The organism is Alteromonas sp. KS69 (genome assembly GCF_003989595.1).
Taxonomy (GTDB): domain Bacteria; phylum Pseudomonadota; class Gammaproteobacteria; order Enterobacterales; family Alteromonadaceae; genus Alteromonas; species Alteromonas naphthalenivorans.
This window is the reverse complement of record NZ_PYHU01000002.1, coordinates 98,790-123,701: the sequence shown is the minus strand read 5'-3', so window position 1 is coordinate 123,701 and position 24,912 is coordinate 98,790. Positions and strand designations below refer to the sequence as shown.

Annotated in this window: 27 protein-coding genes; 25 read left to right on the top strand and 2 right to left on the bottom strand. The window is 42.6% G+C overall.

Features of this window, described 5'->3' with window-relative positions; all coding sequences use genetic code 11:
• Positions 1–47: 47 nt before the first annotated feature.
• The gene (gene dnaN, locus C7Y69_RS01315) at positions 48–1,148 is read right to left on the bottom strand and encodes a DNA polymerase III subunit beta (protein ID WP_013782507.1); all 1,101 of its coding nucleotides are present in this window, start codon (positions 1,146–1,148) and stop codon (positions 48–50) included.
• A gap of 32 nt (positions 1,149–1,180) precedes the next feature.
• The gene (dnaA, locus tag C7Y69_RS01310) at positions 1,181–2,857 is read right to left on the bottom strand and encodes a chromosomal replication initiator protein DnaA (protein ID WP_126871546.1); all 1,677 of its coding nucleotides are present in this window, start codon (positions 2,855–2,857) and stop codon (positions 1,181–1,183) included.
• A gap of 605 nt (positions 2,858–3,462) precedes the next feature.
• On the opposite strand from dnaA, the gene rpmH reads away from it, so the two are divergent.
• From rpmH to C7Y69_RS01185, 25 genes are all read left to right on the top strand, one after another.
• A complete protein-coding gene (gene rpmH / locus C7Y69_RS01305) occupies positions 3,463–3,597 on the top strand; it encodes a 50S ribosomal protein L34 (RefSeq protein ID WP_049791785.1) in 135 nt (44 codons plus the stop codon).
• A gap of 22 nt (positions 3,598–3,619) precedes the next feature.
• Complete coding sequence (gene rnpA / locus C7Y69_RS01300; protein WP_013786828.1) at positions 3,620–3,979, top strand: ribonuclease P protein component; 360 nt, start codon at positions 3,620–3,622, stop codon at positions 3,977–3,979.
• Positions 3,964–4,212 carry a membrane protein insertion efficiency factor YidD gene (gene yidD / locus C7Y69_RS01295; RefSeq protein ID WP_013786827.1) on the top strand — a complete coding sequence of 83 codons (249 nt, stop codon included), beginning with the start codon at positions 3,964–3,966 and terminating at the stop codon, positions 4,210–4,212. Before rnpA ends, yidD begins: the two co-directional genes overlap by 16 nt.
• Before the next feature lie 10 nt (positions 4,213–4,222).
• Positions 4,223–5,875 (top strand): membrane protein insertase YidC, encoded by a 1,653-nt coding sequence (yidC, locus tag C7Y69_RS01290; RefSeq protein ID WP_013786826.1) that lies wholly within the window; start codon positions 4,223–4,225, stop codon positions 5,873–5,875.
• 71 nt (positions 5,876–5,946) lie between these two features.
• Positions 5,947–6,429, top strand: coding sequence for a YajQ family cyclic di-GMP-binding protein (locus C7Y69_RS01285; RefSeq protein WP_057795044.1), 483 nt, complete (start codon positions 5,947–5,949; stop codon positions 6,427–6,429).
• A gap of 3 nt (positions 6,430–6,432) precedes the next feature.
• Positions 6,433–7,821 (top strand): tRNA uridine-5-carboxymethylaminomethyl(34) synthesis GTPase MnmE, encoded by a 1,389-nt coding sequence (gene mnmE, locus C7Y69_RS01280; protein WP_126871545.1) that lies wholly within the window; start codon positions 6,433–6,435, stop codon positions 7,819–7,821.
• 3 nt (positions 7,822–7,824) lie between these two features.
• The gene (mioC, locus tag C7Y69_RS01275) at positions 7,825–8,262 is read left to right on the top strand and encodes an FMN-binding protein MioC (RefSeq protein ID WP_126871544.1); all 438 of its coding nucleotides are present in this window, start codon (positions 7,825–7,827) and stop codon (positions 8,260–8,262) included.
• On the top strand, positions 8,259–8,930 hold the full coding sequence (locus C7Y69_RS01270) for a DnaT-like ssDNA-binding domain-containing protein (protein ID WP_126871543.1): 672 nt from the start codon (positions 8,259–8,261) through the stop codon (positions 8,928–8,930). The genes mioC and C7Y69_RS01270 overlap by 4 nt, the downstream gene beginning before the upstream one ends.
• 4 nt (positions 8,931–8,934) lie before the next feature.
• On the top strand, positions 8,935–9,756 hold the full coding sequence (locus C7Y69_RS01265; protein WP_013786821.1) for an ATP-binding protein: 822 nt from the start codon (positions 8,935–8,937) through the stop codon (positions 9,754–9,756).
• A gap of 712 nt (positions 9,757–10,468) precedes the next feature.
• On the top strand, positions 10,469–12,370 hold the full coding sequence (gene mnmG / locus C7Y69_RS01260) for a tRNA uridine-5-carboxymethylaminomethyl(34) synthesis enzyme MnmG (RefSeq protein WP_126871542.1): 1,902 nt from the start codon (positions 10,469–10,471) through the stop codon (positions 12,368–12,370).
• A 14-nt stretch (positions 12,371–12,384) separates the two neighbouring features.
• A complete protein-coding gene (rsmG, locus tag C7Y69_RS01255; RefSeq protein ID WP_013786819.1) occupies positions 12,385–13,029 on the top strand; it encodes a 16S rRNA (guanine(527)-N(7))-methyltransferase RsmG in 645 nt (214 codons plus the stop codon).
• 11 nt (positions 13,030–13,040) lie between these two features.
• On the top strand, positions 13,041–13,835 hold the full coding sequence (locus C7Y69_RS01250; RefSeq protein WP_013786818.1) for a ParA family protein: 795 nt from the start codon (positions 13,041–13,043) through the stop codon (positions 13,833–13,835).
• A 49-nt stretch (positions 13,836–13,884) separates the two neighbouring features.
• A complete protein-coding gene (locus tag C7Y69_RS01245; RefSeq protein ID WP_013786817.1) occupies positions 13,885–14,763 on the top strand; it encodes a ParB/RepB/Spo0J family partition protein in 879 nt (292 codons plus the stop codon).
• A gap of 205 nt (positions 14,764–14,968) precedes the next feature.
• Positions 14,969–15,352 (top strand): ATP synthase subunit I, encoded by a 384-nt coding sequence (locus C7Y69_RS01240; protein ID WP_013786816.1) that lies wholly within the window; start codon positions 14,969–14,971, stop codon positions 15,350–15,352.
• Positions 15,353–15,451: 99 nt separating this feature from the next.
• The gene (atpB, locus tag C7Y69_RS01235; protein ID WP_126871541.1) at positions 15,452–16,285 is read left to right on the top strand and encodes a F0F1 ATP synthase subunit A; all 834 of its coding nucleotides are present in this window, start codon (positions 15,452–15,454) and stop codon (positions 16,283–16,285) included.
• Positions 16,286–16,389: 104 nt separating this feature from the next.
• On the top strand, positions 16,390–16,611 hold the full coding sequence (gene atpE / locus C7Y69_RS01230; protein ID WP_012520222.1) for a F0F1 ATP synthase subunit C: 222 nt from the start codon (positions 16,390–16,392) through the stop codon (positions 16,609–16,611).
• Positions 16,612–16,656: 45 nt separating this feature from the next.
• Complete coding sequence (gene atpF, locus C7Y69_RS01225) at positions 16,657–17,127, top strand: F0F1 ATP synthase subunit B (protein ID WP_013786814.1); 471 nt, start codon at positions 16,657–16,659, stop codon at positions 17,125–17,127.
• Between the two features lie 14 nt (positions 17,128–17,141).
• Positions 17,142–17,675, top strand: coding sequence for a F0F1 ATP synthase subunit delta (gene atpH / locus C7Y69_RS01220; RefSeq protein WP_013786813.1), 534 nt, complete (start codon positions 17,142–17,144; stop codon positions 17,673–17,675).
• A gap of 13 nt (positions 17,676–17,688) precedes the next feature.
• Positions 17,689–19,230: a F0F1 ATP synthase subunit alpha gene (atpA, locus tag C7Y69_RS01215; protein ID WP_013786812.1), complete on the top strand. Its 1,542-nt coding sequence runs from the start codon at positions 17,689–17,691 to the stop codon at positions 19,228–19,230.
• Between the two features lie 62 nt (positions 19,231–19,292).
• On the top strand, positions 19,293–20,153 hold the full coding sequence (gene atpG / locus C7Y69_RS01210; RefSeq protein WP_013786811.1) for a F0F1 ATP synthase subunit gamma: 861 nt from the start codon (positions 19,293–19,295) through the stop codon (positions 20,151–20,153).
• Between the two features lie 33 nt (positions 20,154–20,186).
• Positions 20,187–21,572 carry a F0F1 ATP synthase subunit beta gene (gene atpD / locus C7Y69_RS01205; protein ID WP_013786810.1) on the top strand — a complete coding sequence of 462 codons (1,386 nt, stop codon included), beginning with the start codon at positions 20,187–20,189 and terminating at the stop codon, positions 21,570–21,572.
• A gap of 58 nt (positions 21,573–21,630) precedes the next feature.
• Positions 21,631–22,047 carry a F0F1 ATP synthase subunit epsilon gene (locus C7Y69_RS01200; RefSeq protein WP_013786809.1) on the top strand — a complete coding sequence of 139 codons (417 nt, stop codon included), beginning with the start codon at positions 21,631–21,633 and terminating at the stop codon, positions 22,045–22,047.
• A 198-nt stretch (positions 22,048–22,245) separates the two neighbouring features.
• Positions 22,246–23,160, top strand: a complete 915-nt coding sequence (locus C7Y69_RS01195) for a hypothetical protein (RefSeq protein WP_126871540.1) — start codon at positions 22,246–22,248, stop codon at positions 23,158–23,160.
• Positions 23,161–23,313: 153 nt separating this feature from the next.
• Positions 23,314–24,270 (top strand): hypothetical protein, encoded by a 957-nt coding sequence (locus C7Y69_RS01190; protein WP_013786807.1) that lies wholly within the window; start codon positions 23,314–23,316, stop codon positions 24,268–24,270.
• A 41-nt stretch (positions 24,271–24,311) separates the two neighbouring features.
• Positions 24,312–24,911, top strand: coding sequence for a glutathione S-transferase family protein (locus C7Y69_RS01185; protein ID WP_126871539.1), 600 nt, complete (start codon positions 24,312–24,314; stop codon positions 24,909–24,911).
• Position 24,912: the final 1 nt, after the last annotated feature.

The window sequence follows — 24,912 nt, the reverse complement described above, 5'->3', positions numbered from 1 at the left end:
AATCGTAACCACCACCATCGCCGATAGATAATGAAATATATTAATAATTACAGACGCATTGGCATAATGACATAAAGTGCAGCATCGTCAGCAGCATCTTCAATCAATGCACTCGCATTAGAATCAGACAAACTGATTTTCACATCGTCAGACCCTAGCGAATTCAATACATCAATAAGATAAGCGACATTGAACCCAATTTCTAAATCGTCGCCTTGGTAGTTTACATCTACAATTTCTTCGGCTTCTTCTTGCTCTGGGTTATTAGCTGTAATTTTCAGTTCACCAGAAGAAAGATTTAAACGAACCCCACGAAACTTTTCATTAGATAAAATGGCTGCACGTGAAAACGCGTCTTTCAGTACCGCTTTACTGGCAATAATTTCTTTATCACCATCTTGAGGTAGTACACGACGATAATCAGGGAATCGGCCATCTACAAGTTTAGAAGTGAAGATGAAGTCGTTTGAAAAAATACGTAAATGGTTTGCGCCTATTTGTACTTTTAATGACTTATCGTCTTCAGTGATCAAACGAGATATTTCAAGCACACCTTTACGAGGAATAATAACTTGTCGGGCAGGAAGCGTTGTTTCGTAGCTTAAACGACAAAGTGCTAGACGATGACCGTCAGTTGCCACAGTGCGAATAATATTTTCTTCCGTCTCTAACGACATGCCATTCAAATAATAGCGGACATCTTGTTGCGCCATTGAAAAGCTTGTTGAATCAATCAAGCGCTTCATATCACTACAGGTGATTTCAAACTCTACTTCACCTTCCCAATCTTCTAGATTTGGATAATCGTTGGCTGATAAAGTAGATAGAGTGTAACGACCACGCCCTGCTTTTATCAGCGCTTTGTTACCATCTATAGAAAAATGAATATCGGTACCTTCAGAAATACCTCGAATAATATCGAAGAGTTTCTTAGCAGGAACGGTGATTTCGCCTTCGGTGAACTCCCCTTCTAACTTAACGCTAGAAATGAGCTCAACCTCTAAATCTGTACCTGTTAGCCATAGTGCGTCTTCACTAACTTTAATGAGCACGTTGGAGAGAATAGGTAATGTGTGTCTACGCTCTACAGCCCCCGATACCAGCTGAAGGGGTTGTAAAAATTGTTCGCGGCTTATACTAAATTTCATTGCTGTGCTATCTCGCCTCTAAAGGTCATTTTTTAGGAAGACAAAGTCCGAATGAGGTTCTTATAGTCTTCTTTTATATCATGACTTTCTTCTCTAAGCTGCGTTATTTTTCTGCAGGCATGAAGTACCGTTGTATGGTCTCGACCACCAAAGGCATTTCCTAACTCAGGCAAACTGTGATTGGTTAGCTCTTTCGCTAATGCCATCGCCACTTGTCTGGGCCTTGCAACACTTCGACTTCTTCGCTTAGATAAAATGTCAGCAACTTTAATCTTATAATAATCTGCCACAGTTTTCTGAATATTATCAACCGTAACTAATTTTTCTTGAAGCGCTAATAAATCTCTTAGGGCTTCACGTACAAAATCGATGGTTATCGGACGACCAGTGAAGTTAGCGTTAGCAATAACTCGATTCAATGCCCCTTCTAACTCACGAACATTCGAACGCAATCGCTTAGCAATAAAGAAAGCAACTTCATTAGGCAAGTGAATACGGTTCTCGGCAGCTTTACGCATTAAAATGGCAACTCGAGTTTCTAATTCAGGGGGTTCTATAGCGATGGTTAAGCCCCAACCGAAACGAGACTTAAGACGGTCCTCTACCCCATCAATTTCTTTTGGATACCTATCAGACGTGAGTATGATTTGCTGATTACCTTCAAGTAACGCATTAAAGGTATGAAAGAATTCCTCTTGAGAACGTTCTTTATTAGCAAAGAATTGAATGTCATCAATTAATAACGCATCCACTGAACGGTAGAAGCGTTTAAAGTCTTCTATCGCATTATTTTGTAGTGCCTTAACCATATCCTGAACAAAGCGCTCAGAGTGCATATACACAATTTTGGCATTTTCGTTATTCGCGACAATGCCATTACCTACTGCATGCAATAAGTGGGTTTTACCTAAACCAGTTCCGCCATAAATAAATAACGGATTATAAGAACTGCCCGGGTTATTCGCTACTTGAGTAGCCGCGGCACGAGCCAATTGGTTAGATTTACCTTCTACGAAGTTATCGAACTGATAAGTCGGGTTGATATTGCTTTTATGCTTAGCCGCTTCTGGGATCGGGATCACTTTAGGCTGCTGAGGCGCAGATCGCATGGTGTTAGATCCAGCACTTCGTTGATCATACTGCCTATTATCATGATTAGACGCAGAGTGGCTTTGCTGACTGTAGCCCGTTTGAGGCATAGCAGATCGCGCACTCGCCTGTACAGGTGATGATGGCGCAGTATTGTTGTTATTATCAATAGATTGCTGATCGGTTCCCGCTTGCCCAGTCATATTTCCTGACGATCGCCCTGAATATGGGTTAGACGATTGACCTGAACTTTGGCTAAATGACTGACTAGGTGCTTGATTATACGACTGACTGACAGCTTGGCCTTGGTTTTCGTTGTGCCCCTGATTTTGAGCTTGCTGCGGCGCAGGTGAAGCAGCAGCTCTACTGCGGCTCAAGCTTTCCCTGCTCATAACATCAAGACGTAACTGAGGTGCGTTTGGACCTGCAAATTCCCGCAGTAACCCGGTAATGTTATCAAGATACTTATCTCTTACCCAATCAAGAATAAAACGGTTAGGGGCAAATAAAGCCACAACACCTTCTTCCTCTTGAGGAACCAAAGGTCTGATCCACATACTAAATTGTTGCGTGGGTAATTCTTGACGCAAACGTTCAAGACATTGATTCCATAAAGACATGTAAGTTACTTAGCTCCGGTAACTCGCAAATAACAACCAATACAAAGAAACAGGCACCGAAATGCGCGCCAAGAAGAAGAATCAGGCGGATGTATAATGTTGGGTAGCAGCGAGAATTTGTTTTATCGTTTTAATAGCTGTGGATTATCTTACTTTATCAACAAAAAGTAAATGACGATCTTTGGCGATCTTTAGGATCAAGCTCGTAACTATATGATAAATATGGAAAGACTTCTTATTCGAAAATGTGCTTAATTTAGCTAAAATAAGAATTAGAATACCCTCTTTTAAAGGAGATCTCAGCCTAAAAGCCGCACTTAGCGGCATGAAATCTAAAAATCTGTGGATAAAATAGTGATTATGACCAGCTTATTCACAGTTAAAATTATCGCGACTGATTGGCTTTTAAGCCTTATCAGCAAACTTTGTTCACAATTTCTACCAAAATAATGGATTATTGATTGACAGTAGCCCCCGAGATCTCTAGAATTCAGCGTCCTTTTTCGATGGGCTTTTCTGGTGATAAGCACAACTTACTCTGGCAACAGAATAAAGTGTTTACCAAAAACGCCTATGTTTAATTAAATATAAGTGAGACTTTGGTCATGAAAAGAACATTTCAACCGAGCAATTTGAAGCGTAAGCGTTCTCACGGTTTTCGTGCACGTATGGCGACTAAAAATGGTCGTAAAATACTAGCAGCTCGCCGTGCAAAAGGCCGCGCTCGTCTTTCTGCTTAAGCTTAAGTAGAAAGCACCTAAAGTGGGCGAAAATCATTTTTCACGGGAGTTACGTCTGTTAACTCCCACCCACTTTACCTATGTGTTTGATAATGCAATTCCAGCTGTATCTCCCTCGTTTACCATCCTTGCAAGAACCAATACTCTACCATCTCCACGTTTAGGCATTACACTTGCCAAAAAGCGCATTCGTAAAGCTCACGACCGTAATCGTTTAAAACGTCTAATTCGTGAAAGTTTTCGCCATAAACAACATGATCTCCCAAATGTGGATATTATCGTAATTGGTAAATCTGGTGCTGATAAACTTAGCAATCAAGAGATTTTCGCAACGATGGATAAGCTATGGAAAAAATTAGCCAAACGTTGCAACGCGTCTTAATCGCGATACCACTGATACTCATAAAACTGTATCAATGGTTTATATCTCCTATTTTAGGACAACGCTGTCGTTTTCATCCATCATGTTCTTGGTATGCTATTGAAGCATTAAAAACACATGGATTAGTAAAAGGCGGTTGGCTATCAATCAAACGCATATTAAGATGCCATCCTTTGCATGCCGGTGGTTACGACCCAGTACCGGAAAAACAACAAGATAAACACTCAAAATAAAGAGACCTATATGGAATCGCAACGTAGTTTTCTGATAATTGGCCTGGCGCTGGTCAGCTTTTTGCTTTGGCAACAATGGCAAAAAGAATACGGACCTCAACCTGTACAGCAAGTACAAACAGAGCAAGCCGAACAGGTATCACAAGGTGTGCCATCATTTGATGATGCACAATCTGAAGATGTGCCTACCGGTGATAGCGTACCTGCAGCTAAACCAATGGCTAGCGCATCAAATGCTAACCGCATTATCGAAGTTAAAACTGATGGCCTAGACCTTCGCATCGACTTATTGGGTGGCGACGTTATTACCGCCGACTTATTGAAGTTTCCAGTTACCCAAGGCTCTGAAGAACCTTATAGCTTATTACGTTCAGGTAATAACCTATATGTAGCGCAAAGTGGTCTTATTGGTGCTAACGGACCTGATGCTAGCAGCAGTGGTCGCCCTGTTTATCGTACCGACAGCAATTTCTACGAGATGACCGGTGATACGCTAGAAGTACCTTTGGTATGGAAAAACGACCAAGGACTTACTGTTACTAAGACGTTCATCTTCAAAAAAGACCATTACAACGTTGCGGTAAATTACACGGTTCAGAATAACTCAGGTGCTGCGGCTAATGTGCAGCAATACGCACAGCTTAAGCAAGTTATTGACGCGGAAGACGACGGCAACATGTTTATGCCTACCTATCGCGGCGCAGCGTATTCAACCGAAGAAGACCGTTATCAAAAATACACGTTTGATGATATTGCAGATGACAAGTTGCGTGAAACCACCAAGGCAGGTTGGGCTGGTATGCTCGAGCATTACTTTGTATCAGCTTGGGTACCACCACAAGATCAAGTTAACACCATTTACTCGCGCAATATTTCAAATCAATACGCGGTTATCGGTGTATTGATGCCTGCGGCAGTGGTTAATACCGGCGAAGCAAAAACGTTGTCTAGCACCCTTTATATGGGTCCAAAAGATCAAGACAAGTTAAAAGAGATCGCCCGCGGATTAGATTTAACCGTCGATTACGGCATTCTATGGTGGATATCGCAATCACTGTTTTCTTTGCTTACGTTCCTTCACAGCTTAGTGAATAACTGGGGTGTGGCCATCATCTTAATTACTATCGTAGTGAAAGGTGCTATGTACTGGCTGACTAAGAAGCAATACGAGTCTATGGCTCGCATGCGTAACTTAGCGCCTAAAATGCAACAACTTAAAGACCGTTTTGGCGATGACAGACAAAAAATGTCTCAGTCGATGATGGAGCTTTACAAGAAAGAAAAAGTTAACCCAATGGGTGGTTGTTTACCGCTCGTACTTCAAATGCCAATATTCCTAGCACTCTATTGGGTGTTAATGGAAAGTGTTGAATTACGCCATGCAGACTTCGCCTTGTGGATCACTGACTTATCAGTGAAAGACCCGTACTTTGTATTGCCTATATTAACGGGCGCAAGTATGTACTTGTTGCAGAAACTACAACCGACAACAATTACTGACCCTATGCAGCAGAAGATAATGCAGTTCATGCCTGTGGCAATGAGTGTGTTCTTCTTATGGTTCCCAGCAGGTCTAGTATTATACTGGTTAGTAAGTAACATCATTACGTTAGTACAAGCCAAAATGATATATGCTTCTATGGAGAAGCGGGGAATTAAATAGCAACGTCTATTTCTTTTATAATAAACAGCCCGCCAATTGCGGGCTGTTTTGTCTACGAGGATAAATTAACTATGCCATCATTTGATATTGTGTCTGAAATCAATATGGAAGAAGTGCGTAACGCCACTGAAAATGCACACCGAGAACTTGCCACACGTTTCGACTTTCGCGGTATTGAAGCGAGCTTTGAATACAAAGAGAAAACCGTGGTAATGAAAGCGGAAGCTGAATTCCAGTTGCAGCAAATGGAAAGTATGTTTAGAACCGCTTGTTCTAAACGAAACCTAGATACTTCGTTTATTGATATGAAGCCCTTTGATGCTAACGGCAAAACTTATCGCCAAACGATTGCTTTTAAAGAAGGCATAGAACAGCCTATTGCTAAGAAAATCGTAAAAATTATTAAAGACGCGAAAATTAAAGTACAAACGGCTATTCAAGGTGAAGAATTGCGAGTAACCGGTAAAAAGCGTGACGATTTACAACAAGCCATGGCCTTGGTTAAATCATCAGATTTAGGTCAGCCTTTTCAATTTAAGAACTTTCGCGACTAAAATATGGATTCACATATCATCACAACCGATACCATTACCGCTCAAGCTACTGCCCCTGGGCGCGGTGGTGTTGGAATAGTGCGGGTTTCAGGTCCATACGCAAAGGCTATCGCTGAGGTATTAGTTCCCACAGCGCTAACGCCAAGATTGGCGACCTATACCCCGTTTATCGATAGTCAACAAAACGTTATCGACCAAGGTATCGCGCTATTCTTCAAAGGGCCTAATTCATTTACGGGCGAAGATGTATTAGAACTACAAGGTCATGGCGGCCAGGTTGTGATGGATATGCTTATTGACGCAGTGTTATCCACTGGTAAGGCGCGATTAGCCAACCCAGGTGAGTTCAGTGAACAAGCCTTTATTAACGACAAGCTCGATTTAGCGCAAGCTGAGGCGATTGCCGATTTAATAGATGCCAGCTCTAAACAAGCGGCAAGAAGCGCGCTACGTTCGTTACAGGGCGAGTTTTCAACCCAAATACAAACCTTATCCGATCAAATCGTTCATTTGCGTATGTACGTTGAAGCCGCTATCGACTTTCCTGAAGAAGAAATTGATTTCTTATCTGATGGCAAAGTGTCTGGTGACTTAGCCGCCATACTTGCGCATCTTCAAGTGGTTAGAGAGCAAGCCAAGCAGGGAAGCCTGCTTAGAGAAGGTATGCAGGTGGTTATTGCCGGGCGCCCTAATGCGGGTAAATCAAGTTTACTTAATGCCTTGGCTGGCCGAGATAGCGCCATAGTCACAGAAATTGCAGGCACTACCCGTGATGTATTAAAAGAGCATATCCACATTAACGGTATGCCGGTACATATCATTGATACAGCTGGTCTTCGTGATAGCCCTGACAAAGTAGAAAAAATTGGTATTGAGCGAGCCTGGCAAGCCATTAGCGAAGCCGATCACGTACTGTTTGTTACCGATTCAACCACTACCGACATAGCAGATCCCTATAAAATTTGGCCTGAATTTATGGCGCGCTTACCAGAGGGTATTCCTACCACGGTAATCAAAAACAAAGCGGATCTAAGCGACTTACAAGTAGGCCTGAATCAAGTGAAAACGGAACATGGCGACATGCCCGTTATTAATATTTCAGCAAAACAAAGCGACGGTATCGATACCCTACGGGATCATTTAGCCAAAACCATGGGTTTCGACACTACCACTGAAGGGCAATTCATCGCCCGTAGACGTCACCTAGATGCGTTGGAAAAAGCCTACGAATATGTAGTGATAGGCGAACAACAACTTCACGATGCTATGGCCGGTGAATTACTTGCAGAAGAACTTCGATTAGCCCATCAGTCATTATGTGAAATCACTGGTGAATTCACCTCAGACGACTTACTTGGTAAGATATTTTCATCTTTCTGTATTGGTAAATAATTGATGACAACGCACTACGAAATAATTGTGGGTACCATGCTTGGCGCTTCAGAATATGTAGCCGAAGCTATTGCGAAAATGCTTGAACAGCAGGGCAATACTTTCACTATTCATCTTGAACCAACCCTTAACGATATTAATAAAGATTCAACATGGATACTGTGTACATCAACCCATGGTGCTGGTGAACTACCTGATAATATCCAACCTTTTGCGAAATCATTAAAAGATGCTGATTTGAAGGGTGTGAATTTCTATGTGATTGGTTTAGGTGACACTAGTTACGATACCTTCTGCCATGGCGCAAAAGAGATAGAAACCACAATGAAAAATACCGGCGCTACCCTTCTTGCCACGCCCATACACATTGATGTGTTAGAACACCCTATTCCAGAAGATGAAGCGGTAGCCCGCTTTGAAAGCACGCTGGAAACTGCATGAGCACAACGCTAACGCAAGCTGAACTCGCGGTACTGCAATCGCCCTTATCTAACGATTGCCGCGTACTTTACTTGCTTGGCTTACGCCCAACAGCCAATACGGCTTCAACGGCAACTGCGCCTATCGATTATAAGTTCTTACTGTCGCTATTAAACGGCGAACAAAAAGACCTCCCCTATCAACGTGGCCGGCAAATCAATAGCCTGTTGAAACAACTTGAACTCGTTGGGCTGGTGGTTTTTCCAGAAGCGTTAGATTTAGAGCATTCTATTAACGGCAAAGCCCTACTTCTGCCCTTAATAAATAATGCACAATCGATTTTTGATGCCCTGCATAAATCTCACTTTGCTATATCAGCGGCTTGGAAACCAAACAAGGACCTGTTCCTAGAAATGGCGTCTCTTCTCGGTATCATTGATACTGAGTATGATGATAATGAGGTAGGCGAATTCATTTCATACTGGCTTGGTAGGCCTGGAACGATACTTAGTGAATTCCAGTGGACACAAAAATTCGCTCATAATATTAAACATAAGCGCCTTGCTGCAGGTTATTCTCCTGTAAGAAAAGTAGGAAATCAGCAAGTGAAAGTTGCAGCTGGTATCGAAGCAGATGATAATGCAAGAAAGCTGGTGGAAAAATACGCCACGTCCACAAAGAAGAATTGATGCTATGGATCGAATTACAGATAAAATTGCAAATCTTGCAAAGGCACTTAACAAGCCTTCAGAGCCTAATGATGAATATATCGATTACGCAACGCTTAGAAAGCAATATGAGAACCAAGCAAACCAAGAGATTGGTCAACTACAACAGCGCTCTAAAAAAGCGCGCGTAGAAGCCATTCATGGGCGTTCTGATCTAAATCCCAAATGGACATTCGCAAATTTAATTGAAGACAGTGACGATGTTATTGAAGCCGTATCTATTGCTCAATCGTTCATTGCCGCTCACGATGATCCAGCGTGGCGCCAAAGCGGCTCACATATGATGTTATTCTACGGCGATTATGGCCGAGGTAAGTCTCATATTGCAGGTGCGATCGCCCATCAACTCATAGAACAATATGAGATCTCCGTATTATATAGGCAGCTTTCAACCCTATTGGAAATGCGTTATTCCTCTTACGATTTTAGTGCCACAGACAACATAGGCCAGAAATTTAGAGAAGCAAACCAGGAACTACTTGAAGTCGATTTGCTCATTCTTGATGAAGTGTGTGTGAATGAAACTGTACTTAAAAAGAATACCCAAAGCTGGTTAGGCAACTTATTGCGGCAACGATTGGTGAATAAAAAGAACTGTATCTTGATCACTAACCACAGTTTAGGCGAGCTAGAGCACGCTATGGGGCGATATTGCTTTGAGTCAGTCAAAGAATACGATACTTACAAAGTACGCTTTCAAGGGCCAAGTAGACGTGAAGGTTTAACCCAAGATGAAGCCGAAGCACAGAATATCACACCAAGATATCAACCTAATCAGGTACGCTAAACCAAAAGCCACAGGCAGTAAGCGTTAAAAGATCATTAAAATCCCCCTCGTAATTCTCTAAAAGGGTGTCATTAATAATGATCATTACTCCCTTGTGGCACTAATTTTTTCTGTTTCCTCCATAAATTTTCAATTATTTTCCTGATCACAAAATAAAAGATAATCAGTGATCATATGATCCACTCAAAAATTGTGGAAAGATCTCATCCACAGTTAGATCGCTCTGAAAGCCATATTCTATGCTTAGTTAACGATCTAACAGTAGTATTAACCAACATTTTATCCCCAATGCGATCACATCTTGATCAGTGCTGTGGATAGGATCCTACAAACCACTGTGTATAAGCTCTTACTGAAGAATGAGTAACTTTATTCACAATTGCCCATGTGGATAACTAAGGGGTTTATACACAAGATTATGAGGGGGTTATCGATCTGTATTACACAACCTTTTAGATCGTGTAACTTCATGATCTGAAACTGCTTTAAAGGGTTACTAACAGATCTTGCTGATCCTAATAATAATAAAAATAAACAGATCTATATAAGATCTTAAGATCAATAAAGCCAAGTCGAAAAGAAATGAGCAACAGCATTGAAGAAAATTTAACCGTTTTCTTTATGCAATAAGTCAGCTAAAATACGCGCCCTTTTTTCGACTTGTACAGAAAAGAAAAAAGTTACTCCATTTACGTTAATAGTGAGGTTCGATATGTATTACACCCAAGCATTTGATGTCATCGTAGTCGGTGGTGGTCATGCTGGAACAGAGGCTGCGCTAGCTGCTGCTCGCATGGGATCAAACACCTTACTGTTAACTCATAACATTGAAACCATTGGACAGATGTCTTGTAACCCAGCAATCGGTGGGATCGGCAAAGGTCATTTGGTAAAAGAAATTGACGCACTTGGTGGTGCAATGGGTTTGGCTGCCGATCAAGGTGGTATTCAGTTTAGAACGCTAAATTCAAGCAAAGGACCAGCTGTACGAGCAACGCGTGCTCAGGCTGACAGAACCCTTTACCGCCAAGCCATTCGTAAAATCGTAGAAAGCCAAGAAAACCTCACGTTGTTTCAACAAAGCGTTGACGATCTTGTCGTTGAAAACGATCAGGTGACTGGTGTGGTTACCCAAATGGGGCTAAAATTTAAAGCCAAAACCGTGGTACTCACAGTAGGAACCTTCTTAGGCGGCACGATTCACATAGGCCTTGAGAACTATCGTGGTGGACGCGCAGGCGATCCCCCTTCGATAGCCCTCGCAGATCGTTTACGTGCCTTACCGTTTCGTGTAGACCGCTTAAAAACCGGTACACCTGCACGATTAGATGCCCGTTCGTTAGATTTTAGTGTGATGCAGGCACAACCTGGTGATAATCCAACGCCTGTATTTTCATTCATGGGCAACCGTGAAATGCATCCACAACAGATCCCGTGTTACATCACGCACACTAACGAAAAAACACACGATATTATTCGAGGCGGACTTGATCGCTCTCCTATGTTCACTGGCGTAATTGAAGGTATTGGCCCTCGTTACTGCCCAAGCATTGAAGATAAGATCACCCGTTTTGCAGACAAAGATTCGCATCAAATTTTTGTAGAGCCAGAAGGGTTAAATAGCATTGAGGTTTACCCAAATGGTATTTCAACAAGCTTGCCTTTTGATATTCAAATGAATCTTGTACGTTCAATCAAAGGCTTTGAGAACGCGCATATTGTTCGTCCAGGCTATGCGATTGAATATGATTTCTTTGATCCTAGAGATTTGAAACAAACTTTAGAAAATAAATTTATCAAAGGTTTGTTTTTTGCTGGCCAAATTAATGGCACAACCGGGTACGAAGAAGCAGGTGCGCAAGGCCTTATTGCTGGTGCTAATGCATCGCTGCAAGCACAAGAAAAAGATCCGCTTATTTTACGTCGCGATCAAGCTTACATGGGTGTATTGATTGACGATCTGGCTACTATGGGAACGAAAGAACCCTATCGTATGTTTACCAGCCGTGCAGAGTATCGATTACTCCTTCGTGAAGACAACGCCGATAGTCGCTTAACCGCGTTAGGTCGTGAGATAGGCTTGGTAGACGACGCACGTTGGGCAGCGTTCAATACTAAAATGGAAGCGGTTGAAGGTGAATTGCAACGCTTGCGCGGTCAATGGGTACATAAAGATCATGGTGCTACGCCAGCACTTAACACCCTGCTTAAAACGCCAGTAAGCAAAGAGCATTCGCTAGAAGAACTGATACGTCGACCTGAAATGACCTATCGTCAATTGATGGAGATTGAAAGTATTGGGCCTGGTTTAACCGATCCCATTGCAGCAGAACAAGTTGAGATCCAAATTAAATACGCTGGTTATATTGCCCGTCAAATGGACGAAATAGCGAAAACACAGCATCACGAAAATTCACTGTTACCGGTTGATCTCGATTTTACTAAGATCTCAGGTTTATCAAACGAAGTGGTAGCTAAACTCACAGAAGCGAGACCTGAAACCATAGGTAAAGCGTCGCGCATCTCCGGAATTACACCGGCCGCTATTTCCTTGCTTTTGGTGTATTTGAAAAAGCACGGCATGTTAAGAAAACACGATAAATTAAGCGCTTAAGCAGATTTCAATTTATGAGTTTAGAGCAAGAGTTACACGAAATACTGGCCTCGGGCCTTGCGGCACAATCACTTCAATTAAGCGATGATCAGCAAGCAAAGCTAGTGGGCTTTGTATTATTGATTGATAAATGGAACAAAGCCTACAACCTGACATCGGTGCGCGATCCGAAACAAATGATGGTAAAACATATTTTGGACTCATTAGCGATATATCCGTATTTAGCTAAACATGAAGCCAAACATATCATTGATGTCGGCACTGGCCCTGGTTTGCCAGGTATGCCCCTTGCGATAGCGTTTCCTGACACAGCATTTACCTTGCTAGATAGTTTAGGTAAGCGTGTTCGGTTTATGACCCAATGTGTCCATACCCTTAAATTATCTAACGTTACGCCTGTTCAAAGTCGTGTTGAAGCACATACCCCAGCGCAACCGTATGATATAGTACTTAGCCGAGCGTTCGCTTCGTTAAAAGATATGTTGCACTGGTGCCAACATCTGGTAAATTCAGACGGGCAGTTCCTTGCACTTAAAGGGCAGTTTCCAGAAGACGAATTAAAAGAAGTGAGTGATCACTATCAGGTGATCAAAACGGAAAGTCTCACTGTTCCTAATCTGGTGGGCGAACGACACCTCGTTTGGATTAAAAAGGCATAACAGGACTTATTGTGGCAAAGGTAATCGCGATCGCGAATCAAAAAGGTGGTGTGGGTAAAACCACTACTGCAGTGAATGTTGCAGCATCAATGGCTGCAACAAAACGTAAAGTGCTACTGATTGATCTTGATCCACAAGGTAACGCAACCATGGGAAGCGGCGTCGACAAATACGATGTTCACGCTACCGCGTTTGAATTGCTTATCGAAGAACAACCTATCAACGACGTTATTGTAAAAAATACAGCGGGTAAATTTGATTTAGTGGCTGCGAACGGTGACGTGACGGCAGCTGAAATTAAGTTGATGGAAATGTTTGCCCGTGAAGTGCGCCTTAGAAATGCGTTAAAACCTGTTCTCGATTATTACGATTTTATCTTTATTGACTGCCCTCCTTCACTAAACCAACTTACGGTGAATGCATTAGCTGCTGCTGATTCAGTCATGGTGCCGATGCAATGTGAATATTACGCACTCGAAGGGTTAACGGCGTTAATGGATACCATTCAAAAACTCGCATCAGTGGTAAATCCTGAATTGAAGATTGAAGGGGTATTGCGTACTATGTACGACCCTCGTAATCGCCTTGCCAACGATGTTTCCGAACAGCTTAAACGTCACTTTGGTGAGCAAGTATATCGTACTGTCATTCCGCGCAACGTGCGCCTAGCTGAAGCGCCAAGTTTCGGTACACCGGCGATGTACTACGATAAGTCTTCTACAGGGGCTAAAGCATATTTAGCATTGGCGGGTGAAATTCTTCGTCGTCGTGATAAATCTGCGCCAAGTCAGGCGAAAGCCAGTTAAATTATAATAAAGCGTAATGCATATCAGCAAATAGGCCATTGAGGGAAATATGTCAGCAAGAAAAAGAGGGCTAGGTCGCGGTTTGGATGCGCTATTAGCAACCAGTCAATCGACGTCGCAAAGAGAAACAGATGCTGCGGCGACAGAAGCTACACAAAGCGAACTTAGTAAATTACCTATAGAATTTCTTGTGCCTGGCAAATATCAGCCTCGCAAAGACATGTCACCTGATGCCCTTGAAGACCTTGCTTCCTCTATTCGTGCCCAAGGTATTATTCAACCCATCGTTGTTCGCAAAGTAGACGACAATAAGTACGAAATTATTGCGGGTGAACGTCGCTGGCGTGCATCGCAACTTGCGCAACTTGATGAAGTTCCTTGTCTTGTTAAAGATGTACCTGATGAGGCCGCGGTTGCCATCGCGCTAATTGAGAATATTCAGCGTGAAGATTTAAACGCGATGGAAGAGGCGCAAGCATTAGACCGTCTAATGAATGAATTCTCCTTAACCCACCAAGAAGTTGCTGAAGCTGTGGGTAAATCTCGTACAACCGTGACCAACTTGCTTCGACTTAACAATCTTAATGATGACGTTAAGTTGCTAGTTGAGCATGGTGATATTGAAATGGGTCATGCTCGCGCATTACTCGCCCTTGACGGTGAGCAACAATCAGAAGCGGCAAATGTTGTTTCGGGTAAAGGTTTAACGGTTCGTGATACAGAAAAGCTGGTCAAAAAGCTACTTGAACCAGAAAAACCGAAGCAAGAGAAGCAAATTGATCCAGATGTGCAAAACCTTATGACCCGACTTTCAGAAAATTTAGGGGCACCGGTAACAATAGACCATAACGCAAAAGGGAAAGGTAAATTAGTCATTAGCTTCGACGACTTACAACAATTAGACGGAATAATCACTAAAATTCAGTAGGTTATGTTTATATTCTGAAAGATGGTAAGTATGAATAACGAGGTCATTCATTCCTTAAACTTGGGCTGTGGACAGCCTCCTTTCCGGTTATAGCCTTAGAATATCTTCAGAATAGCTTTCAAAATGCGATGTACTGTTGAAAAATGTCGGTAAAACAGTATACTTCTGACGCTTTTCGTTAGACATGAACAAGCAGAAGGGCAACGTGAAAAACAAGTTAGCTGAACATGGAGTATTTATTGCCAAAAAAGGCATTCTGTTTCAGTTAGTCACGGCACTAATAATAACCCTTTTGGCGGGTATTATCGCAGGTCAACATTCTGCAATATCAACCGCCGCTGGCGCAGTGATAAGCATACTGCCAACAGCGATTTTTTCGGGGTTTGCATTTAAATATGCTGGTGCAAGTAAAAACGAACTTGTTGCCCAAAGTTTTAGCCAAGGTTCAAAATTGAAACTGGCACTGACAATCATTTTATTTGTAGTGACATTTGCAGGCTTAAATGCCGCGCCGCTAGAAGTTTTTGTGGCTTATGTCGTTACAACCGCCAGTCACGCACTGGCCATGTTCCGTTATGGTACGAAGTAGTCAAACAATAACGATTAATAAATAACTACTGAATACTTGCTTACGAATATGTACTGGAACCAGTCACCAATTTTTACACTTTACAACTTAGGTTAAACAATGGCATCTGAATACACTACCTCAGAATATATCAAGCACCACTTGACCAATGCCACCATGTGCTCAACCGACAACGGAATTGCTTTTAACAAAGCATGCTCTGATGCAGGTTTTTGGGCGTGGCATGTCGACACACTAGCCTGGTCAATTGGCCTTGGCATACTATTTCTTGTTGTTTTTAGAAGCGTAGCTTCAAAAGCCACTACGGGCGTACCTGGCAAAATGCAGGCGTTTGTAGAAGTGGTTATTGAGTTCGTTGACGACAACGTAAAAAGTACCTTCCACGGAAGAAGTGCACTAATTGCACCACTTGCACTAACTATTTTTGTTTGGGTTTTATTGATGAACCTGATGGATTTAGTGCCTGTTGACCTTATTCCTTGGATTGCTGGTCTTGTAGGTCAGCATGCCTTCGGTATGGACCCTCATGATGTTTATATGAAGGCTGTACCTACGACTGACCTTAACCTGACGTTTGCATTAGCGTCTGGTGTATTCATCCTAATTCTTTTCTATTCAATTAAAATGAAGGGTATCAGCGGTTTTGCAAAAGAACTTACTATGCAACCATTCGGTCACCCTGTATTCATCCCAGTAAACTTTATTCTGGAATCAGTTACCTTACTTGCACGCCCGCTTTCATTAGCACTGCGTTTATTCGGTAACTTATACGCCAGTGAGCTAATCTTTATCTTGATAGCCACCATTGGTTACTTCCAGTTACCTTTACATTTTATGTGGGCTGTATTCCATATTTTGGTTCTCCCTCTACAAGCGTTTATTTTCATGATGCTAACCATCGTGTATTTAAGCTTGGCGTGTGAAGACCACTAGTAAGCATTGATCCGCGCTGGTAATACCTGGATTGACCGGCGCGGTTAATAACCGAGTTCTACTTTTAACATTAACTTTAAATTTAACTTAAATCGGAGACGTACATGTTATACATCGCAGTTGCACTACTGATCGGTCTTGGTGCCCTTGGTACCGCTATTGGTTTCGGTCTGCTGGGTGGTAAATTCCTAGAATCTGCTGCTCGCCAACCTGAACTAGCACCTCAACTTCAAGTTAAGATGTTCATCGTAGCAGGTCTTATTGACGCTATCGCGATGATCGGTGTTGGTATCGCTCTATACCTATTGTTCGCTGTTGGTGCCTAATTTTACTACACACTTTTTTAGCGAACTTTTAGAGGAGGGGCGATTGTGAATTTTAACGCCACTTTTATTGGTCAATTAATCGCCTTCGCTGTGTTCGTGGTGTTCTGCATGAAATATGTGTGGCCACCGCTGATGGCAGCGATTGAAGAACGTCAGAAGAAAATAGCCGATGGGCTTGAAGCTTCTGAACGGGCAGAGAAAGACTTAGAACTTGCTCAAGCGAAAGCCACTGAGCAAATGAAAGATGCGAAAGCGCAAGCAGCCGAAATTATCGAGCAAGCCAAAAAGCGCGCCAACCAATTGGTTGACGAAGAAACGCAGAAGGGCCATGCAGAACGCGAGAAGATTATTGCTTCTGGCTACACCGAAATTGAAGCTGAACGCAATCGTGCCAAAGAAGATTTGCGCAAGCAAGTGTCTGCATTAGCAGTAGCTGGCGCACAGCAAATCTTACAACGTGAAATTGATGCTAACGCACAAAACGACATTGTTGAAAAACTTGTCGCTGAGCTTTAAGAGGGAGATGAGCCATGTCTGAATTGACAACCGTTGCTCGTCCTTACGCTAAAGCAGCTTTCGATTTCGCCGTCGAGAAGAATGCCATTGCGAAGTGGCAAGAAATGCTGACCTTTGCAGGTGCAGTAGCACAAAACGATGATATACATCAGTTGTTATCTGGAGCAGTAGCTGCAGATACGCTAGCTGACGTTTTCATCAATGTTTGTGGTGAGCAACTCGATGATCATGGCCAGAACCTTGTAAAGGTACTGGCTGAAAATAAACGTTTAGCCGCGTTGCCTGAAATTTCAAATGTGTTTGATGCCTTTAAAGCAGATTACGACAAAGAAATTGAAGTAGACGTAACTTCAGCCTCTGCGCTGAACGATGCACAGAAAACCGATTTGGTTGCATCGTTGGAAAAACGTTTGGCACGTAAAGTGAAGCTTAATTGTAACGTGAATCCTGACCTGATCGCTGGAATGGTTATTAAAGCCGGCGATACAGTAATAGATGGTTCCGTAAAATCGAAATTGAACCGTCTAGCAGACGCGTTGCAAGCATAACGGGGATAAGAGCATGCAACTTAATTCCACTGAAATTGCTGAACTGATCAAGAAAAGAATTGAACAGTTCAATGTAAGCAGTGAAGCACGCAATGAAGGTACTATCGTCGCAGTAACTGACGGTATTATCCGCATTCATGGCCTTGCCGATGTAATGCAAGGTGAAATGATTGAGCTTCCTGGAAGCCGCTACGCTATTGCACTAAACCTTGAGCGAGACTCTGTAGGTGCGGTTGTAATGGGTCCATATGCGGACTTACAGGAAGGCGTAAAAGTACAATCTACAGGCCGTATTCTTGAAGTACCTGTTGGTAATGCCCTACTAGGTCGTGTTGTAAACACACTTGGTGAGCCTATCGACGGTAAAGGCGCCATTGATGCAGCTGGCTTTGAGCCAGTAGAAAAGATTGCACCTGGTGTAATCGAGCGTCAATCAGTAGATCAGCCAATCCAAACTGGTTATAAGTCAGTTGATGCCATGATCCCAGTGGGTCGTGGTCAGCGTGAACTTATCATCGGCGACCGTCAGTGTGGTAAAACCGCAATGGCAATCGACGCTATCATCAACCAAAAAGGTACAGGCATTAAATGTGTGTACGTAGCGGTTGGTCAGAAAGCTTCTACTATCGCTAACGTGGTACGTAAGCTTGAAGAGCACGACGCATTGGGTCACACCATTATCGTTGCTGCTTCTGCGTCTGAGTCTGCTGCATTGCAATACCTTGCACCATACTCTGGTTGTACTATGGGTGAATACTTCCGTGACCGCGGTGAAGATGCGCTAATCGTATATGATGATTTGTCTAAGCAAGCTGTTGCTTACCGTCAAATTTCATTGCTACTTAAGCGTCCTCCTGGTCGTGAAGCATACCCTGGTGACGTTTTCTATCTTCACTCTCGTTTGCTAGAACGTGCTGCTCGTGTAAACGAACAATACGTTGAGCGTTATACAAACGGTGAAGTGAAAGGCAAAACCGGTTCATTAACTGCGCTTCCAATTATCGAAACGCAAGCTGGTGACGTATCTGCTTTCGTACCTACCAACGTAATCTCGATTACAGATGGTCAGATCTTCCTAGAAACTGACTTGTTTAACGCAGGTATCCGTCCAGCGGTTAACGCTGGTGTATCGGTATCTCGTGTTGGTGGTGCTGCGCAAACTAAAATTATCAAGAAGTTGGGCGGTGGTATTCGTCTTGCACTTGCTCAGTATCGTGAATTGGCGGCATTCTCGCAGTTCGCATCTGACCTTGATGATGCAACCCGTGAGCAACTTGAGCACGGTGAGCGCGTAACAGAGCTAATGAAACAGAAACAATATGCACCACTATCTATCGCAGATATGGGCGTATCATTGTTCGCGGTTGAAAAAGGTTTCCTTAAGGACGTTGAGCTTAACAAAATCCTAGATTTTGAAGCTGCTCTTCATTCTTACATGAACAGCGAAAACGCTGACCTTATGAAGACTATCAACGAAACTGGTAACTTCAACGACGAAATCGCCGCTAAGTTAGCTGACGCTTTAACACAATTTAAAGCGACACAAACTTGGTAATCAATGCAGCCGATGATGTGTAAACACCATCGGCTTCACGTTGAGTAATCGGAGAAATAGTCATGGCCAGCGGTAAAGAAATAAAAGGTAAGATTGGGAGTATCAAAAATACTCAAAAGATTACCAGTGCAATGGAAATGGTTGCTGCGTCCAAAATGAAACGGGCGCAAGAACGTATGGCCTCTGGCCGTCCATATGCGCAAAACATGCTAAAAGTGATTGGTCACATTGCTAACGGTAACCTTGAGTTCCGCCATCCTTATTTGGAAGAGCGTGAAGTTAAGCGCGTCGGCTACATTGTGATTTCCACTGACCGAGGCTTGTGTGGTGGCTTAAACAGTAATGAATTTAAGCTTGTCACTCAGGACGTCAAAAAATGGCGTGACCAAGGTGTAGAAGTGGACTTCGCTGCATTAGGTTCAAAAGCGTGCTCTTTCTTCAACCGTTTTGGTGGCACTTTGCTTGCCGCTGAATCTGGATTGGGTGATAAGCCGTCTGCGAGCGATGTAGTAGGTGTTGTACGTGTAATGCTTAAAGCTTACGACGAAGGCAAATTAGACCGAGTTTTCTTGGTATTTAATGACTTCGTAAACACCATGACACAGAGCCCTGTGATCAATCAGTTATTGCCTTTGCCAAAGTCTGAAGACGAAGAATATAAGCATCGTTGGGACTACATTTACGAACCAGATCCAAAAGAAATTTTGGAAGCATTGATGGTACGTTACATTGAGTCTCAGGTGTATCAGGGTGTTGTAGAAAACGCGGCGTCAGAACAAGCTGCGCGAATGGTTGCCATGAAGGCAGCAACCGACAACGCTGGCGACTTAATTGATGAGTTGCAACTGATATATAACAAAGCGCGTCAAGCTGCAATCACACAAGAAATTAGTGAGATTGTGAGCGGTGCCGCAGCGGTGTAGGCAAAGGTTTCTAAAAGATAACGAGGACAAATTATGAGTCAAGGTAAGGTCGTCCAAATCATTGGCGCCGTTGTGGACATTGAGTTTCCACAAACTGCGGTACCAAGAGTTTATGACGCACTACGAGTTACCGAAGGTGGCTTGTCTGGGTTAACCCTAGAAGTGCAACAACAATTAGGTGGCGGTGTAGTTCGCTCTATCGCCCTAGGTTCTACTGATGGCTTACAGCGCGGTTTGGCTGTAGAGAACACTGAAAACCCTATTATGGTTCCAGTGGGTACAGCTACTCTTGGCCGTATCATGGACGTATTGGGTAACCCAATCGACGAAGCAGGCCCAATTGGCGAAGAAGACCGTATGTCTATTCACCGTGCAGCGCCTAGCTACGAAGATCAGTCTAGCTCAGTAGAATTACTAGAAACTGGTATCAAAGTAATCGACTTGGTTTGCCCATTCGCTAAGGGTGGTAAAGTTGGTCTATTCGGTGGTGCTGGTGTAGGTAAAACAGTAAACATGATGGAGCTTATCCGTAACATCGCAATCGAACACAGTGGTTTCTCTGTATTCGCCGGTGTTGGTGAGCGTACTCGTGAAGGTAACGATTTCTATCATGAAATGAACGACTCTAACGTACTTGATAAAGTATCGTTGGTTTACGGCCAAATGAATGAGCCTCCTGGTAACCGTTTACGTGTTGCTTTGACAGGTCTTACTATGGCTGAGAAGTTCCGTGACGAAGGTCGTGACGTACTATTCTTCGTAGATAACATCTATCGTTATACCCTAGCAGGTACTGAAGTATCAGCACTTCTAGGTCGTATGCCGTCTGCAGTAGGTTATCAGCCTACGCTTGCAGAAGAGATGGGTGTACTTCAAGAACGTATTACGTCAACGAAGACAGGTTCAATCACTTCAATCCAAGCGGTATACGTACCTGCGGATGACTTGACGGATCCATCTCCGGCAACAACCTTTGCTCACTTAGACGCAACAGTTGTACTTTCTCGTGATATCGCGTCTCTTGGTATCTACCCTGCGGTAGACCCACTAGATTCAACTTCACGTCAGCTTGACCCATTAGTTATTGGTCAAGAGCACTATGACGTAGCACGTGGCGTACAAACTGTACTTCAGCGTTATAAAGAGTTGAAAGACATCATTGCCATCCTAGGTATGGACGAGTTGTCTGAAGAAGACAAGCAAGTGGTATCACGTGCTCGTAAAATTCAGCGCTTCCTTTCTCAGCCTTTCTTCGTAGCAGAAGTATTCACTGGCTCTCCAGGTAAATATGTATCGCTTAAAGACACTATCAGTGGCTTTAAAGGTATCCTGGAAGGTGAGTATGACTCTCTACCAGAACAAGCCTTCTACATGGTTGGTTCTATCGAAGAAGCGCAAGAGAAAGCCAATAAAGCATAATTATGTGGCTGACCCTGTCAGCCTATTAATGTGCTAACGTACCTAATCAGGAGGTTCTATGGCAGCAATGACAGTACATTTGGACGTAGTAAGCGCAGAAAAAGAAATTTTTTCTGGTCTTGTTGAAACGATTCAAGTGACAGGTAGCGAAGGTGAACTAGGTATACACCCAGGTCACGCGCCACTTATCTCTGCTATTAAACCTGGTATGGTGCGTTTGGTTAAGCAGTTCGGTGAAGAAGAAGTTATTTACGTTGCAGGTGGTGTACTAGAAGTACAGCCTGGTAACGTCACCGTACTGGCTGATACTGCGGTTCGTGTAGAAGATCTAGATGAGCAAGCAGCAGAAGAAGCCAAACGACGTGCACAAGAGCACATCGCCAACCCAGGCGCAGACTTTGATTACGCAGAAGCAGCTCAAGAGTTGTCTGAAGCTATCGCACAACTTCGCCTTATTCAGAAGTTACGCAAGTAATCTAATAGCTGTTTATAAAAACCCGCCTTTTGGCGGGTTTTTTTATTTGAATAGATAGATAAACAGTGTAAATAAATACGTCAATCGATTAACATAAGGATTGCTGAATATAATGATTGTCTACGCAGATTGTGGCTAATTCGTAGTATTACAATAGCAGTCTGTCTGTATTCTCTCGTTAGTAGATACGATGGTTTTATGAAGATAGCTCCTCCAACCAATAAACCACAACAGTTTATTGGCTTATTTCCTCTCTTAATTTTATTAGCGATACCGCTATTGAATATGTATTCGGGCGCTTTTTACTGGCCGAATTCTGGCGATATTTCTGCTCAGCGCAGTTTTAATTCTGCAGTAAGTATTTCATTATTTATTGGATATTTCTGGTTTGGATTTCGTTATATTCACCAAAACGTAGCAAGCAGTTTAATTTCGTTGTTGGTTAAAAAAAATCAGTTAGGTCAGTTTTCAGTACATAGACAAAGGCTAACCAAGGTCTTTCATCATCAAGTTGTAAACTCAGTAATAATTTCATGTATGTCTATGGTTGTACTAGCATTTTTAGGGGATATTAGTGACGAAGGCTATAATATTAAAAGCATTTCATACATCGCATCATTCGTTACTTTTAGCCTTCTTACTTCCTTATTTCTATTTCAAGTCAGATCCAATGTGACCTACCTGCTAAAGGAGGTGCTTCCAGGAACCAATAAACCTTCAGACTACTGGGCGTCTTTTAGTGTAATAACCAAGCTTTCTCTGACCAATGCCACTATTGCCTTAGGCCTATTAACCGTTCTGCCTATATTTTGGTTCAATGTAGTCGTATCATCTTTAGAGGTGGTAGCGGTGGTGAGTCTGTCACTGCTAATAGTGGCATATACGTTTACGCCCTTGTTAAAATTCAAAGCTATCTTAAAACAGCAGAAGACTCGAGCCTTAAACGAAGGCCACAGTGAACAGAGCAATCATATTGATAAAAATAGGCCGTCAAGAATGGCCCGAGCCCCAAGTGAAGCTTTTAAAAATAGTGATAAACTAAAAACTATAGTGGCAGTTGTTTTGATTCCTGTTTCGTGGGGTTTAGTTTCAATGGTCGAAACGCTAATTTAAATTTTCAGATTTACGCCTAAAATTAAAAGGCGATATTTAAGTACTTTTTAAATTTGGTTTGTACTTCTGATATCCGTATAATTCCTAGTTCGGCGTTTAGTAAACGCGTATGTGTCACTTTCCTATTATTATAACTAGCGATTAAAAAATACGATGAAGTTCAGTGCTTACGAGAGTAACCGCAATGTAGTAAGTGTATGGGCGTACCCACTCTTTTTAGTTTTGATCCTCCTACTTATACATAATTGGACTGGGTCATTAACGTGGCCTGTTCTAGACGCAAATCATCAGCGAGATTTTAATACTGCGCTAGGCACCACGCTGCTTTCTGGGTTTTTTTGGCTTACGATAAGAAATGTTCATAAGAATGCGGCAAGTACATTAATTGCAGCATTAGTAAGCTTAGAAAAACTTAGTCAGTTTAATCATCATCGCAGTCTGTTAGGAAGGCAGTTCGCTAGACATTTAATGTGGTCAACCTCTATTGGGGTGATCATGCCTATTGCGTATTTATTATCCGAAGGCTTAGTGACACGAATAGATGAGCCAGAAGTGCTTGTTATTGCACTCACATCAATCCCTTTTTGGTTATTGTTAACGCTCTTTATTTTACAAGTCTTCAGTAACACTCATTATTTACAGAAGCTCGCATCAACGGAACATTCTGACGCTGTAAAAGAACTGTACTTGCTGCGAGAGATTTTTAATATGGCGCTGTCGAATACCTTAATAGCGGTCTCAGGGTTTGCGCTAACGCCGATTTTTTGGATCAACAAGCCAGTTCCATTCTTCGATATTGTTGTTCTTACTGTCTATGCCATTTTTATTTCAGCGTATTTGTTTCTACCCATGATTATAGTGGCGAAACGAATGCGCACAGTGGCAAATATAGTGATGAAAGATTATGAAAGCGAAATTACACAGTTAATTCGTCAGCAAGCAAATAGCGCCGTAAAGTCATCGCTCAGCAAAGAAATAGAGTCGATAGAAACCAATAAAGAAACCTTACGTAGAGTTTTAAGCAAACCCCAAAAGCTTAGATTACTTATGTGCATGATGCCTTTACCCGCCTCTTGGCTTGCCTTTCTATTTGTAGAATCCTTCTACTAAGGGTAGCTTATAGAATAAGCAAATTTCATTAGGAGAGTGACATGCTGATTTACGGCGATAAACGCTCAGGTAATTGCTATAAATTACAGCTTTTACTGGCATTACTTGGGAAGGCATGTGAGTGGATTGATGTCGATATTCTTAAAGGAGAGTGTCGAACAGATACGTTTCTAGCAAAGTCCCCTAACAGTAAAATTCCTATTCTAGAGCTGGATGATGGACGTGTGTTGTCTGAGTCCAATGCCATCATGCATTATTTAGCTTCGGGCTCTGCGTTTATTCCCACCTCTCCTTTTACTTTTGCCACTTTATTACAATGGCAATTTTTCGAGCAATACAGTCACGAACCCTATATTGCGGTTGCGCGCTATATCAATCTTTATCTTGGCTTACCTGAGGACAGAAAAGCAGAATATGAGGCGAAGCAAGCTGGAGGCTACAGAGCGCTTGAAGTGATGGATAAACAACTTAGTCAAACCCCATTTTTGCTAGGTAACCAAATTTCGCTGGCAGACATCTCATTATTTGCTTATACCCATGTTGCACACGAGGGAGGCTTCGATCTAGCGGCTTACCCCGCGATAAGAAATTGGATAACACTAATTAAAGATCAAAAAGGGTTTATTCCAATGGAGGCCTAGT